At 46.9% G+C, this 14,629-nt stretch carries 15 protein-coding genes and 1 pseudogene; 12 read left to right on the forward strand and 4 right to left on the reverse strand.

Annotated elements, in window-relative coordinates:
- The first annotated feature begins 13 nt into the window (after nt 1–13).
- From SATMO3_RS07295 to SATMO3_RS07335, 9 genes and pseudogenes are all read left to right on the forward strand, one after another.
- Nucleotides 14–448 (forward strand): DUF4418 family protein, encoded by a 435-nt coding sequence (locus tag SATMO3_RS07295; protein ID WP_371379570.1) that lies wholly within the window; start codon nt 14–16, stop codon nt 446–448.
- An 82-nt stretch (nt 449–530) separates the two neighbouring features.
- The gene (gene chrA / locus SATMO3_RS07300) at nt 531–1,763 is read left to right on the forward strand and encodes a chromate efflux transporter (protein WP_371379573.1); all 1,233 of its coding nucleotides are present in this window, start codon (nt 531–533) and stop codon (nt 1,761–1,763) included.
- Between the two features lie 189 nt (nt 1,764–1,952).
- Complete coding sequence (locus tag SATMO3_RS07305; RefSeq protein WP_371379575.1) at nt 1,953–3,131, forward strand: PLP-dependent aspartate aminotransferase family protein; 1,179 nt, start codon at nt 1,953–1,955, stop codon at nt 3,129–3,131.
- Nucleotides 3,132–3,334: 203 nt separating this feature from the next.
- On the forward strand, nt 3,335–4,123 hold the full coding sequence (locus SATMO3_RS07310; protein ID WP_371381680.1) for an ABC transporter permease: 789 nt from the start codon (nt 3,335–3,337) through the stop codon (nt 4,121–4,123).
- Between the two features lie 243 nt (nt 4,124–4,366).
- Nucleotides 4,367–5,152 carry an ABC transporter permease gene (locus SATMO3_RS07315; RefSeq protein ID WP_371379578.1) on the forward strand — a complete coding sequence of 262 codons (786 nt, stop codon included), beginning with the start codon at nt 4,367–4,369 and terminating at the stop codon, nt 5,150–5,152.
- A gap of 52 nt (nt 5,153–5,204) precedes the next feature.
- Entirely contained in the window at nt 5,205–5,387 is a 183-nt protein-coding gene (locus SATMO3_RS07320; RefSeq protein ID WP_371379580.1) for a hypothetical protein, read from the forward strand.
- Nucleotides 5,388–5,398: 11 nt separating this feature from the next.
- On the forward strand, nt 5,399–6,037 hold the full coding sequence (locus SATMO3_RS07325; protein WP_371379583.1) for an ABC transporter permease: 639 nt from the start codon (nt 5,399–5,401) through the stop codon (nt 6,035–6,037).
- 48 nt (nt 6,038–6,085) lie between these two features.
- Nucleotides 6,086–7,129 carry an ABC transporter substrate-binding protein gene (locus tag SATMO3_RS07330; RefSeq protein WP_371379586.1) on the forward strand — a complete coding sequence of 348 codons (1,044 nt, stop codon included), beginning with the start codon at nt 6,086–6,088 and terminating at the stop codon, nt 7,127–7,129.
- Between the two features lie 170 nt (nt 7,130–7,299).
- Nucleotides 7,300–7,611 (forward strand): annotated as a pseudogene (locus SATMO3_RS07335) (PLP-dependent transferase); the annotation flags it as partial.
- A gap of 338 nt (nt 7,612–7,949) precedes the next feature.
- On the opposite strand, the gene SATMO3_RS07340 reads toward SATMO3_RS07335, so the two are convergent.
- The 3 genes from SATMO3_RS07340 to SATMO3_RS07350 are packed head-to-tail and all read right to left on the reverse strand — an operon-like array spanning nt 7,950 to nt 11,207.
- Entirely contained in the window at nt 7,950–8,786 is an 837-nt protein-coding gene (locus SATMO3_RS07340) for a thiamine phosphate synthase (RefSeq protein WP_371379589.1), read from the reverse strand.
- 36 nt (nt 8,787–8,822) lie between these two features.
- The gene (locus tag SATMO3_RS07345; protein ID WP_371379591.1) at nt 8,823–10,397 is read right to left on the reverse strand and encodes a PTS sugar transporter; all 1,575 of its coding nucleotides are present in this window, start codon (nt 10,395–10,397) and stop codon (nt 8,823–8,825) included.
- 33 nt (nt 10,398–10,430) lie between these two features.
- Nucleotides 10,431–11,207 carry a DeoR/GlpR family DNA-binding transcription regulator gene (locus tag SATMO3_RS07350; RefSeq protein ID WP_371379595.1) on the reverse strand — a complete coding sequence of 259 codons (777 nt, stop codon included), beginning with the start codon at nt 11,205–11,207 and terminating at the stop codon, nt 10,431–10,433.
- 15 nt (nt 11,208–11,222) lie between these two features.
- Between SATMO3_RS07350 and SATMO3_RS07355 the strand changes: the two genes are divergently transcribed.
- Complete coding sequence (locus SATMO3_RS07355) at nt 11,223–11,474, forward strand: hypothetical protein (protein ID WP_371379597.1); 252 nt, start codon at nt 11,223–11,225, stop codon at nt 11,472–11,474.
- A gap of 152 nt (nt 11,475–11,626) precedes the next feature.
- Here the strand turns inward: SATMO3_RS07355 and nifS are convergent, their stop codons facing one another.
- A complete protein-coding gene (gene nifS, locus SATMO3_RS07360) occupies nt 11,627–12,832 on the reverse strand; it encodes a cysteine desulfurase NifS (RefSeq protein ID WP_371379600.1) in 1,206 nt (401 codons plus the stop codon).
- Between the two features lie 313 nt (nt 12,833–13,145).
- On the opposite strand from nifS, the gene SATMO3_RS07365 reads away from it, so the two are divergent.
- Nucleotides 13,146–13,556, forward strand: a complete 411-nt coding sequence (locus SATMO3_RS07365; protein ID WP_371379602.1) for a NifB/NifX family molybdenum-iron cluster-binding protein — start codon at nt 13,146–13,148, stop codon at nt 13,554–13,556.
- A 44-nt stretch (nt 13,557–13,600) separates the two neighbouring features.
- Complete coding sequence (locus SATMO3_RS07370; RefSeq protein ID WP_371379604.1) at nt 13,601–14,623, forward strand: ABC transporter substrate-binding protein; 1,023 nt, start codon at nt 13,601–13,603, stop codon at nt 14,621–14,623.
- Nucleotides 14,624–14,629 lie beyond the last annotated feature (6 nt).

Genomic DNA, 14,629 nt, shown 5'->3' on the forward strand with positions numbered 1-14,629 from the left:
GGAGCTGTTTTATATGAGTGGCTATAAAACGCTGTCATGGAGTGCGATATTATTAAGTGCAGTGCTGCTGGTACTGCCACGGGTTATCCCTGTTTGCACCGGAGTAGGCCAGGGGGGGAATCCGATGCAATGCCATTTTGCCTATCAGGCTGAATTTCTCATTGCTCTTCTGGCACTCATCTTTTCCAGTGCTTTGCTTGTATTGCAGACTACCGAGGCCAGAACATTAAGCAGTTTCCTACTGCTGTTGCTGGGCATAACCATTGCGATATTGCCGCAACCGTGGGTTATTGGCATTTGCGCGCATGGCGGGGCATGCGTCAAGACGGCGTTTTTCTCGACGATTATCGGCAGTCTGCTTGGTTTTACAGGGGCGTTGCTTATCTGGGTTACCCGGCGGCAGCAAATTGCTGAAGGGCAAGCAGGAAAAACAACAGTCAATATCTAAAGGAATGTTGAGTAAATTATAATGAAGTTAACTCTCGATCAAAGTCAAGTTAGCAGGACTCGGCAAGGGTGGGAGATGCGGATTGAACACAGTAAAACGGGCTTTATCTGCAGAACCGGCGGGTAGCGTCATATCTCTGTGGCGTTTGTTCTACCTGTATGCACTGATTGGGCTGACCGGTTTTGGGCCAACGCTTGCCGCCGAAACCCAAAAACGTCTGGTTCAGAACCAGCCATGGCTTGAACAACGAGACTTTGTGAACGGACTGTCGTTAGCCCAACTCCTGCCTGGAGCCACTTTTGTCAACTTAACGGTGTATATCGGCTATAAACTGAGAGGAATGGCCGGTGCGGTTACTGCCTTTCTGGCCCTTCTGCTTATGCCGTTTACCGTGATGCTTATGTTGTCGCATATATACTTTACCTATCATTCGATAGAAACAGTGGGCATGCTGTTTCGTGGCGGCGCTGTGGTTGTCGTGGGCGTAATCACCCATTCCGTTATTGAAGTGGGGCGTGTTACTGCCCGTGACAGGATAGCAGTGGCTGTTGCTTTGGCGGCAGCCGGACTTATGTCCTTCTCGCAGAGTCCGTTTGTTGCGCTGCTGGTAGCTGCGCTTTCAGGGCTTCTCATTGATGGCCGCTTCCCGCAGAGACAAGACGGGGCCATGAGTGAACCGGGCAACCGGGATCATCATAATACCGTCAGCGTTATCAGCCTATGGCCGGCAGCCTGTCTGGGGGGGATCTTCACTGTGCTTTGGCTCGTGGCGCCTATTCCGCCTGTTCTCACTAAACTCTGGTTGGTTTTCTGTCGGATGGGTGCCGTCTTATTTGGTGGCGGGTTGTCCATGATACCTTTTATTCAGCAGGAAGTGGTGGTTGTCAATGGCTGGCTGAGTCTGGACGAGTTTACCGTCGGGATTGCTCTCAGTCAGATGACTCCCGGTCCGGTTTTGATTATCGCAACATTCATCGGTTACAAGGTAGCCGCCATCAGCGGAGCTTTGGCGGCTACCTTGGGAATGTTTGCCCCTTCCCTGATTTTGGTTATGGGAACTGCTGAAGTCCATGAGCGTATCCGCAACAATCGCCGGGTGCAGGCGGCCCTCAAAGGCATAGCGGCCGCGTTTACCGGGATGATGACAATTGCAGTTATTGATTTGGCCCGGCATACTCTGACCGACTTGCTGGCTGTTAGTATGGCTCTGCTGGCTTTTATGGCTTTACGGTTTGCCAGACTGGGTACCATTACGGTAATTGTTTTCGGAACACTGCTGTTCTGTTTGCTTTCAGCCCTGCGTAGTATGGGATAAGATTTGGCTTTTGGGAATAATTTGCCGGAGGAACATTGAATTATTCCTTATAAAATGGTATAATCAAACCGTTAAGGTTGATCAGATGACTGAAGGCCAAACGATAGTAATATCGGTTGCACTTCAGTCTTTTTATTTTTTTAGAAGGTTTGCTGCTTATAATTTCAAAGGAAAAGAGGGACTTGCAACATGACTGACAGCAAGAAATTTAGTTTCCGGACGAAATGCGTCCACACCGGCAACGGAATTGACAAGGAAACCGGCGCCATCCGGCGCCCGCTTACCATGGCCAACAGCTACCGGCTGCCGGAAGATGCCTCCACGCTTAACTGGAGTGATCCCAATCAGCTGGTTTACACCAGAAATACCTCGGCCAACCAGATCTATCTGCAGGAAAAGCTGGCGGCCTTGGAGGGAGGGGAAGACTGTGTCGTCTTAGGCAGCGGGGTTGCGGCTTTGGCCGGGGTATTTTTCACTTTTTTGGAGCAAGGCGCTCACATCATTTGCTCCAACGTATCCTACATAGCCGTGTACAGGCTGCTGCAAGAGTATTTTCCCGCTAAATACGGCATTGAAACAAGTCTTGTAGACACTGCTGATTTAGCAGCCGTCAAACAGGCTTTGCGGCCTAATACCAAAATTATTCACATTGAAACACCTGGCAATCCGACCACCCGGGTCAGTGATATTGACGGTATTGCCAAGCTGGCGCACTCAGTAGGCGCTTTACTTACGGTTGACAGTACCTTTGCCTCGCCCTATCTGCAGCAGCCTCTCGCCCTGGGGGCCGATCTGGTCATTCACAGTCTGACCAAATACATCAACGGCCATGGAGATGCTATGGGCGGCGCTGTAATCGGCCGCACCGAACTCATTGACAAGATAAAGCGGCAGGCCATGGTCAATCTCGGAGGGGTCATCAGTCCGTTTAACGCCTGGCTTATTATGCGCGGGGTGGTAACCTTGCCGCTGCGCATGAAGCAGCATAGCGAAACAGCCCTTGAGGTCGCCCGGTTTCTGGAAGCGCAGCCGGCAGTAGCCTTTGTCGCCTATCCGGGTCTTGCCAGTCATCCGCAGCACGAAATTGCCCAAAAACAGATGAGTATGTTTTCCGGGGTTATGGCTTTTGGGCTGAAGGTCGATGTGGCTACCCACAACAAATTTGTCAATTCGCTGGAATTGATTGTTCCTGCCGTGTCTGTCGGCCATGATGAGAGCTTAATCGTTTATGTCGGGCCTGATGATGAAAGAAATCATTTTTATCCGCCTGAGTTTCAGAATGGCCATTTACGTTTCAGCATCGGCCTGGAAGCGGCTGAGGATATTATCGACGATCTTAAACAGGCCTTGGCGAAATGCGGTTTCTAAAATCATAAAACCTGGCTGGCCATACCGTATTTTGAATTTGTATTGACAATTATAACCTGCTCATGTACAATGAACTTCAAATACAAATATAGAATCATTGCTGACTGGTCAGAGAACTGGAGGCTGTGTCCCTTTATTTAAGGGATGCAGCCTTTTTATGTTATTTAGAGAATACTTGACATGGAGTGATTGTATTGAAACAAGTGCTGCTGACGAAATGGGGAAAGAGGCTATTTCACGGTGCTTACCGTTTTTTGGCTATCGGACTTTTCTTATTACTGTGGGAAATTGCGCCGCGGATTGGCTTGGCGGATCCTGTTTTTCTGCCGCCGTTTTCCAAAGTATTTGCCGCCTTCTGCAAATTAATTGCCAGCGGGGAGTTATTCAAACATATTGCTGTCAGTTTGCGTCGTTCCATAATCGGCTTTAGTCTGGGACTTATCATCTCCATTCCTTTAGGACTCATTATCGGCTGGTTTAAAAACTTTGAAAACTTTATTGATCCGTTATTGCAGACGTTCCGGCAGACGTCGACTCTGGCATTGTTTCCGGTTTTTATCCTGCTGTTTGGTATTGGCGAGATTTCCAAAGTGGCCATTATCTTTTGGGGGGTGCATTGGGCGATATTATTAAATACCATTGCCGGTGTCAAAAATGTAGACCCGCTGTTAGTCAAAGCTGCCAGGTCCATGGGGACTTCTCCCTTGAAGATCTTTATTAAAGTAGTTATTCCGGCATCCATACCGTCTATATTTACCGGCATCCGTCTTAGCGCCACCACCTCTATTTTGATTTTGATCGCGGCCGAAATGATCGGGGCCAATGCCGGCCTGGGCTTTCTTTTGTATGATGCTGAAGTGAAATACCAGATTCCCAACATGTATGCGGCCATTATTACCATGTCGATGTTAGGATTGCTGCTAAACTATACTCTGGTAGCGATCGAAAAAAGGGTCACCCGTTGGAAAGAGGAGCCGGCTGCCGGTTTCTAAAGCCGAATTTTCATATGCTGATTGGTTGTTATACCAAAGGCTGGCAGGATATTGCCCGTATGCGGCTTATCTTACCAGCCTTTGTTTTTATAGATGATTTATATTAAATTTGTCCCTTGTACAGGGGCTGATCAGTGAAAAAAACTGAAGGCCACAGAAATAGTCAGCTATTTCTGTGGCCTTCCCATATTTTCGGGATCTGGCGGATAGAAATTATAAGTATTTAGAAGGACGGGTGATATTATGCTCGCTTATATCCAAGAATTCCAAGAGCGGTTGATCAATCTATCAGGTATTGTGACTTTTTTTGCCTTATGGGAGATTTTACCGCGGGTTGGTGTTATCGACGGACAGTTTATACCGCCATTGTCGGTGGTGTTGCAGACTTTATGGGCGCTGGCCGCAGACGGGTCCATATTCTTACACATTGCAGCGAGTCTGCAGCGGACCCTGATTGGCCTGGCGCTAGCCGTAGGTATTGGTATCCCCGGCGGTTTCCTGCTGGGTGGAGTCTACCCGCAACTGGCCCGGCAACTGCGCCCCTTGTTGCGCATGCTGGGACAAATTAACGGTTTTTCCCTGTTTCCCATATTTATTTTGTTTTTTGGCATTGGGGAAGGGGCCAAAGTCAGCATCATTTTCTGGTCGAGCATTTGGCCGGTCTTGTTTACCACCATTGCCGGCATTAAGCAAATAGATCCCCTGTTTGTAAAGAGTGCCTGGTCGATGGGGGCCAGTAGGGCGGTTATCTTCTGGAAGATACTTCTGCCAGGAGCGGCGCCGGTTATTTTTACCGGCGTGCGCACCGGGGCAGCCCACGCATTTCTCATGCTAATGGCGGCCGAGGTTATCGGCGCCAGCGCCGGTCTAGGCTGGCTCATCCATAATTCGGCTATCAATGGCGTCATACCCAGGCTTTTTGCCGGGGTCATCAGTATCGCCGTACTCGGCGCCGCAATCACCTATGCATTGCATTATTTGGAGGATATTGTAATTGACTGGAAAGCAGCTTACAAAAATGAAGGGTAACGTCAATTCAATATGATTTTTTACATCTGTGGTAGATAAAGGAGGGTGCCAGATGGAGGCAACGCTAAAGAAAACAGACACCAAAGTCAGGGAAGGGGGTGAACGAAGAAAGACAATGCTGCTTGTGCAAAAATTGATTGTCGACAATTTATCAATTATCGTGTTTCTCATTATCTGGGAGGCTGCGCCCAGGATTGGGCTGGTACCGCAAACTTTTATTCACCGCCGACAGTAGTGATAGGTACCTTGTGGGATTTGCTGGCTGACGGCACTTTGCTAATCCATATCAAGGCCAGTCTGTTACGGGCCCTGCTGGGATTTGTGCTGGCGGCCGTTATCGGTATTCCGTTAGGTTTCTTTTTGGGCGGCTGGTTTAAGCTGTTTGAGCGGATTGTCACACCAGTGCTGCGCTTGTTGGCCGAGGTAAATCCCTTCTCGTTGTTTCCCGTATTTATTTTAATCTTTGGTATCGGGGAAATATCCAAGGTATCCATGATTTTTTGGGTATGCCTGTGGCCGATTTTGCTGAATACGATTACCGGCGTGCAGCATGTTGACGGATTATTGGTGAAATCCGCTCGCTCTATGGGTGTGCGTGCTGTCGATATGTTTTTCAAGGTGGTGCTGCCGGCGGCGTCGCCCGGTATATTCCATGGCCTTAAGACCAGCTGCAATACCGCCTTCTTTATGCTGATTGCCGCTGAAATGATTGGCGCCAGCAGTGGTCTGGGCTGGCTGGTGTTTAACGCCCAGAACAACTACCAGATCCCCAAGTTATTCGCCACTACCGTTACCATATCTGTTCTTGGTCTCTCGCTTAACTATTTGTTTACCGAATTGGAGAAACGTATTATCAATTGGAAAGAGAACGCACCTGAATACTGATGTTTACGTAACCAAGCGATTACAAAATCGGAGGAGGATAACCGTATTATGGCAACTAGAAAAACAATCAAACTGGTGCTGACAGGAATTATTGGCGTGGCAGTGGCCGGCGCCATTGCCTATGGCGCCCATCAAGGCAATAATCCGGCCGCTGCCGGACAAAACGGAGCAAATGGCGCCGGTAATGATGGCCTAATTCCTATCCGCACCATATCGCAGACGGCGTGCAGCTCAACACCCTGGGTAGTAACCGATCAGCTAGGTTTCTTCAAAGAAGAGGGACTTAAAGTGGTGTATACCGGCGATACACAGCCGAACCAGATTATCCCTTCCATTCTGAACGGCAATAACGATGTTAGCAATGCCCATCCTAATACACTTGCCGTTGCTATCGCCGGTGGGGCTAAAATCAAAGGGGTCGTAAAAGCCGGCATTGATCCCTTGCCCGACCAGGACCCCAAGCTGCGGCATATGAATTGGTATGTCAACCCCAATGTAACTTCGGGCATTAAAAGTTTCGCCGATTTGAACAAGCTGGATGGAAAAATTAAATTTTCCATCATTACCAATAATCAATGCTCTGATTTTCTGGCTAATAACATTGCCGACCATAATGGCGTCGCCAGAAACAAGCTTGAGTGGGTGACCATGCCGGACGTGCAGGCCGTACAGGCCTTGAAGCAAGGCTTGGTAACAGTATCCGGCGTACATCCGCCATTCTATAAACTCATGGAAGATGCCGGCATGGTCAAGATTGCCGACAGCCTTGACGCCGGATTCGGTCAAGCCGGCGGTGTTGGCTACTATTACTTTACTACCGATTACATTGAGAAAAATCCTGAGACTGTCCGGAAATTTGCCCGGGCCATCCTAAAAGGCCAAAAATGGGCTAACGACCACCCGGAGGAAGCCCGGAAAATGACGGAAGACTGGATCAAGGTACCGGTTAGCGCCACCCATTATTATGCGGGCGACGCCGCTATTACCCCGGAGATGGTAAAACCGTGGATTGAAGATCTGGAAAATGCCGGCGTAATTGCCAAAGGAAAGGTAAAAGTGGACGATTTGCTGGATCTGACTGTTTTACAGTAAGTAGCTAGTAATCTATAACTTCCCTGTAACACCGGCTTGCGCTTTTTTAGCCAAGGCTGGGCGCCAGCCGCCTGACAGAAATATAGTTTTCTGCCGGACAAGGAGATACTGGTATAAATGTAGGGAGGTGCGGCCGAACAGTGAATTAACGACAGGCAATGCGGCAGGGTTATGAAAAGGCGCAGAAGTATTTCCCCAAGGGCGCAGGGGCCATTCTTACTTTTGGCATAAAAGGAGGCTTAGAAGCAGGCCGCAGGCTTATCGATAATCTCGGCTTGTTTTCTCACCTGGCCAATGTTGGCGATGCCAAGTCGCTGGTTATTCATCCGGCCAGCACCACCCACCAGCAGTTAACCCCGGCGGAGCAACTGGCAACCGGCGTAACCGCAGATCTGATCCGCGTGTCTATCGGTTTGGAAGATATTAATGACCTGATCTATTATCTGGAAGAAGCCCTTGAGGTGAGTCAAAAATATAAATGACCATCAAGCGTTTTTTGCATGTTGCGTTCTCTTATAGTTTATATTTGACAATTTTATTCAACAAATGTTAAGCCTTTTAAGAAGGCGAAACAGGTGCCCCGCAAGGGGCTTAATAGAGAAATGCGGTTAAGCATACTGTCAAACGCTGAGCGTTTTAGAAAGTTCACCATTGGTGACGATTAATTAACGGTGTGCTATAATGCAAAGGAAAGGAAAATCAGAAGATTTTCCTTTCCATAGGGGGCTCAAATTCGCTTGTTTGCTTGCCGGCTCAAAGCGTTTTTGGGCTCTTTTTTCTAATAAGACTTTTCCTTTTCATTAAAAAAACTCTCCTTACTTTAAGGCAGAAAGGATTTTACTGCTGCTTTAACTGCTTCTTCAGCCATATCATCAATAGCTGTACCTACAACCAAAATATTAACGCCGGTATTTCTAAAAGCAGTTTGATTATTTAGATTGATGCCACCTTCGGCTAAGGTCGGAACATTAACAGTCTCAACTAACGATTTGAGACGCTCTTTTATTACAGCAGGGATTTCACCAGCCGCGATTCCTTCATAACTCATACCGGTCATCAGACCAATAAAATCTACGCCTATTTTTTCCATCTCTTTGGCTACTTTAGCTACTTCTTCAGGTGTATCAGCAGGAATGCCAAAAGAATGCAAATCCGTAGAGCGACCAATATATGCATCGACAAGCAGGCCGTAGTAATGTGCTTTTTCAACAATTTCGGCTAAATCTTGTAAATCACTTTTATGAATATGAAGGCCATCAGCACCTGCTTCTGACATCAGCTTAAAATCGTTATCGGTAAGAATGGTAGGCATGATTTCGGTAAATCCACCGGGAATACCTACTGTGATATAAATGTCCTTACCAACAACCTGTCTCACTCCTGAGGTTACTTTAGCCATTTCCACAATTGGTATTTCATGACGAATTTGCTCGGCAGCGTGCATATTGGTAACTCCTTTATAACCCCGGGCTAGAGCGACTGCCGGATGGTTCGGCTCTACCATTTTAGCACCGGCTGCAATAGCAGCTTTAGCCAACCGGGCATCATCGCCGGTTAAACCAGTCGAAAGCAGCGTGGTACCACCGTGGGCATGAATAGCGGCTAAAACCTTTTGCCTTGCAGATTCCATTTTTTTTCTCATGTCTGCTTTAATCATTTCTAACACTCCTTAATTAGTATAATTATTACATAGCTAGGCTACTGTAATGTCATCCTTTGAATCTTTAACTTTACTAAATTTATTTGCGGAAATTGTAATTATAAAACTAATCGCCATGGCAACTAGCATACTAATCAAAAATCCTTGCCAGTCAGTAGAAAGACCTGGTGCTACAATGGCTGGGACATAAGCGGTTCCTCTGACATTAAAAAAACCTACCAAAGTTCCACCTACGCAGGCCGAGATGAGAGCACCGGCGAAAACAATTTTATTGGAAAACATAAATGGATAGGAAGCCTCGACAAAAGTGCCAAATACAACGTTGATTAAAAATCCAGGTGTGGCTAAAGCCTGTTCATCTTTGACCCTGGGATACAGCACATTTGCCAGGGTTATCCCAGCAGATACCATGACCAAACCGACCATATCAATTGCCCCTAAAAAGCTGTTCCCTGTTTTCTCCATTTCCAGTAGGACGATGGGCAAAATAGCCGCATGGTACATGCCGCCCATTATTGCCGGCCAAATTAGCAAACCGGCTAATGCTCCACATAGTACAGGGCTGATTTCGATTGCCGTATTGATGAGTAATCTTATACTATCCCCAGCCATTTGAGCCAGAGGACCGATTAAATAATAAACAAGCAAGCCTGCGATCAATCCGGAAATACCACCCGATACGATATTCGCTGTGGTTGCGGGGAAGCTCCACTGAAGGCATTTTATAAACAAGACCTGAACAAGGATACCGGCGATTATACCGCCGATAATGCCCCCAATTAGTCCACCACCGACAGATAAAGTACCGGTAATAATCCCTGCCACAATCGCGACTTCATTCAAACCGGAAACTTGCTTGGCAGCTATTGTAGCGACAACAACAGGCAGAGCGGCAATTATCGTTTCAAATATTTTCTCGAAAGCTTGTAACCCTGGAATTTTACTGATTATTAGGATAAGGGCCATGCTAATGAAAGCGGGTAAGGAAGCCATCAATATACCACGAATACTTATTCTGGAAAAAACGTTTCCAGAAGCATTGATTTCTCCGGCATTTCCTATCGAAGGACGGTATTTCAATTGCCAATGTTTAGCAAGGGCAAAAACATTAGCAATGGAGCGAGTCCGGTTTGTGGTGCCTGTAGTACCTGAAACAGCAACAACGTTTACACCCATGGCCTGAATTTTAGCCATGGAAGTTCCGCCAGTTCCTGTTGCTGCCAGTTTATTTTTGGCTGCGGCCGCAAGTGCTTCTTTATTAGTTCCCTCAGGATCAGCACTGGCCAGAATAAGTCCGTCAATTTGGCTGTCTGAAATTAATTGAGCAATTTTACTATCTTCCGCTTTCGCTTGTTCGTTTACTTCTTGCAGCGTTCCGGTAAAGCTAATTTCAATATCGTCACCGTTCCAGGTCCACAAACTTGCCTTTGTAGTTGGTTTGATATTATCCATGGAAGCTTCTGCCGCAATAAACTGCACAGCACCTATTTCCATTTCTGCAGCTTGAATTTGTTGGATAAGTTCCCCTAACAGACTTTTGGGGTCTTTTCCACCAAGATTATAAAGATTCCCGCCGCTGCTTCCTAAAATAGCAATTCTCTTTCTCATGATCGCTACTCCTTTTACATTTTTATATACGAATCAATCCTCACTGCAACTGGCCACGACAATATCTACTCCTTTCTTTTTTAAATTAGCTTGCAGCTGAGAATCGAGGTCGTAATCTGTAATAATTTGATCTATTTCATTGAATTTACAAATGGTAGCAAAGGAAGTTTTGCTAAATTTACTGGAATCAGCCAGTACAATAACCTCCCGTGCCCGTTCAATAAAAGCCTTCTTGGTTTCAACTTCATCCATGCCGAAATCAGTCATTCCCGCAGTTTCACTGATACCCGCAACCCCCAGGAAAAACTTATCGAAATGGTACTGACGAATGATGCTTCTAGCAATTGGTCCGCCTACGCAAACTTCTTTGTGCTGTAAAATTCCACCGACTATATAAACCGTTACATTCGTATTGAGAAATATATTGGCAATCGGCAAACTAGGGGTGAAAACAGTAATATTACTGCGTGCTTTTAAAGCTTTCGCAAGCTCCATCGCTGTACTTCCAACATCCAGAGCAATGACTTCCCCATCCTTTACCAGACTAGCGGCAGTTTGCCCAATTAAGCGCTTGTTAGAGAGATTCTCAGATTCGCGTTCACCCAATGTTGGTTCATGCCCAAGTTTGGACTTGGCCAGCATGGCGCCACCTCTGTAGCGCACAATGAGTCCTTTTTTAGTTAATTTCTGCAAATCTCTTCTTATCGTTACAGAAGATACACCCAGTATTTTTTCTAATTTTTCCGAGGAAACCAGATCTTCTTGATATAAAATATCCATTATTGATTTAAAACGTTCACCTTCGTTCACGAATGATCACCACCTATGAACATTATAGAACAACAATATCTGCTTTGCAATAATAGTTTTATTTTTTCTGAAAATGATAGCTATTTAATGTGTAAGTTTGCCATCGAAGAAGAGCGTGATTATGCCACTATTGCCGATATGGCTGGCGGAGCCAAGCTGCAGAGCAGGTCGATCGCAGAACCTTCCGGTGTTGGAGGAACTGCCAGTCTCAAGCCAGACCCTGGTGCAAATGGCGCAGGAACTGCAGCTTGCGATTGGAAAATTTAAATATAGCTGATCTTGACAGCTCATTGTATAAAGTGATATTTTGTAATAAACAGGTATTGGCTGATCGGAAAATGTCTGAAGGCTAAGAAAAACCGCCCAGGTTTTTCTTAGCCTTCTTTAATTTATATCCCTATAGTCTGCCGGTCTTACCACTATACTGCATGCCCACTAGCGTTTGCTTGCGCCTGTAGATAGTTTTTCCAGAGCGGGGACATATCTCTTAATCGTTGTACAATTCCGGGCAATACCTCCAGAACATAATCAATATCTGCCTCGGTTGTACTGCTCCCGAGCGTAAGCCTGAGTGAGCCGTGGGCAATTTCATGGGGCAGGCCGATTGCCAGCAATACATGGGAGGGATCAAGCGAGCCGGACGTGCAGGCGCTGCCGCTGGAGGCCGAGATGCCCTTGCTATCTAGTAATAAGAGCAAAGATTCGCCTTCAATGAACTGAAAACATACATTCACATTGCCAGGCATTCTCTTATCACCCGCCGGTCCGTTCAAGCGGGTGTGCGGTATACGGGTAAGTCCTTTAATGAGTTTATCCCGCAAGGCTGCCAGCCGCTTGTTTTCGGCAGGCATTTCCGCCACCGCCAGTTCCAGCGCCTTGCCCAAACCGACAATACCGGCAATATTCTCGGTACCGGCCCGTTTGCCTCGCTCCTGGCCGCCGCCGTGAATGAGACTGTCGATTTTTACTCCCCGCCGGATATAAAGCGCACCCACGCCTTTGGGGCCGTAAAATTTATGAGCAGCCAGCGTCAATAGGTCAATATTCATATCTTTTACATCAATTGGCGCATGACCTACGGCCTGAACGGCATCGGTATGAAACAATACCTTCTTTTCCCGGCAGATTTGGCCGATTGCTTTTACCGGCTCGATTGTCCCGATTTCATTGTTGGCAAACATCACCGAGACCAGCAGGGTTTTGTCGGTAATGGCCTGCCGCACCGCTTCCGGGTCTACCAGACCTTCGGCGTCCACCGGCAGATAGGTTACTTCAAAACCGTTGCGTTCTAAAAACTCGCAGGCATGCAAAATGGCATGATGCTCAATCTTGGTGGTAATGATATGATTACCCCGGTGCTTATTGGCAAACGCAATCCCTTTTAAGGCCCAGTTGTCGGCTTCTGAGCCGCCGCCGGTAAAGAATATCTCAGCTTTTTCCGCCCCCAGGGCGAGGGCTACTCTTTCCCTGGCCTGGTCAATGGCTTGTTCTGTCTTGTGTGACATGGCATAGATGGAAGAAGGATTGCCGTAATATGTATTCAGATAGGGAAGCATTTCATCGAAGACCTGTGGCTTAATATAGGTCGTTGCCGAATGATCCAAATAGATGTGCTTATCACTCATCGTATACACCTTCCTGACTTTGTTTTTAATTAAATCAGCCTATACTAAACAATATCTTTAGCAAATCACCACCTGGATGTTAATAATTAACATTGCACTAATTGTAATAAATCCGATCAGCATTGTCAACATTGAAAAATAATAAAATTTTGCATTGACACCGCCTGACGCATGGTCTACAATGTATAAAATATCTAAATAGCCGATTTGTTGACCGGAATGAGTCCGGAGACAGGTTTTTTCATTTTGAAAAGATCTGTCTTTTTATTTTTCACGGGAAAGTAATTCAAATATAAATATGAGGTGATAGAACATGTCCAAAGTAGCAGTTGCCAGTACTGATGGGATCACCATCAACGAACATTTCGGCCGGGCCAGGGAATTTTTGATTTATGAAGTTGATGAGACCGGGGTCTACCAGTTGCTAGAGAAACGGACAGTCCAGCAGCCTGTAGATCCTGCCACCCATGCCGCCAGCAGGGCAGTTGAATTGCTGACCGATGTGGAGGCCGTATTAGTAACCCAAATTGGTCCACGGGCTGAAATTGAGTTGCTGGGAAAAGGTGTTTTCGCCTTAGCTGTTACCGGTCCTATTGCTAAGGCATTGGAAACATACGGCCGGCGGGGAAAGCTTCTCCGGAGCATAAAGGCTGCCAGGCCGACAAGCGGTTGTCCGGGAGTAAGCGGCGCCGGGTTGTGCGGAGGCTCATTCAGATGTGAATAGGCAGTTAGGCTAAGTTTACTTTATGGCAGATGGGAGAGTTGAAGATGAAGGCAAACAGGCTATTGCCGGTGTTGGCAATACTGCTCGTTCTGCTGCTGACAGGCTGCGCGAAAAGAGTCGATGGCGGTGACTACCAATTCAAAAACGGCAAACTTTCGCAGGAATTTCACCTCAAAGTAATCAAAGGCGGCGCCTTTGATTATGCCATGGCCGATCTAAACGGTTTTTTTAAGGATGTGGGGATTGTTACCGATTACCAGGGGCCGCTTAAAGGCGGAACTTTGGTGCAGGCCGTTGTCAAAGGCGACGTTGATGTTATGCATTCCGGCCATGTCATCAATGTGGCCATGGCCAGACAAGCCGGTATGAAAATTAAAATTGTTATGGAAGGAATGGTGGACCATCCTGACGGCGATAAAGGCCATATGTATTGGTTAGTTCAAGATAATAGCAAGATCAATACGGCCCAGGATCTCATCGGCAAAAAAATAGCAGTCGCCAACAGAGGCAGTTGCGCTGATTTGCTCACTTATGAATATCTCCGGCAAAATGGCATCGCCAAAGACCAGGTGGAACTGGTGACCATGCCGGATGCCCAGCAGGAACAAGCCTTACGGCAAGGATTGATTGATGTTGCCGTTGTCCACTCAACTTTTTCGATTGGTGCGCAGCAGCGGCCAGGTCTGAAAGTACTGGTTTCCAGCTATCAAATCGGTGTGGCAGCCGGTGACGGGGAAGCTGGGGGACTGGCGGTGCGGGCGTTCAGTGAAGATTTTATAAAAAGATACCCGGGCGTAGTTAAAGCCTATATTTCCGGCAACTACCGGGGACAGCAATGGGGCAATAAAAATTTTGCCGACGCGAAACAGCTTTGGGCTAAATTCAATGATGCGCCTTTATCCGGCGGTAACTGGCATTCCACTGATAAATGGGTGGATGAAAGGAAGATTCAGTTCTGGATTGATATGATGGAACGCAATGGTTTTGCCAACCCGGGTGAAATTAAGGCCCAAGATTTGTATACGAATGAGGTTAACCCTTTTTTTACCGGTGAATTGAAAGAATAGACAGGT

Source organism: Sporomusa aerivorans (genome assembly GCF_041428895.1).
GTDB classification, from domain to species: domain Bacteria; phylum Bacillota; class Negativicutes; order Sporomusales; family Sporomusaceae; genus Sporomusa; species Sporomusa aerivorans.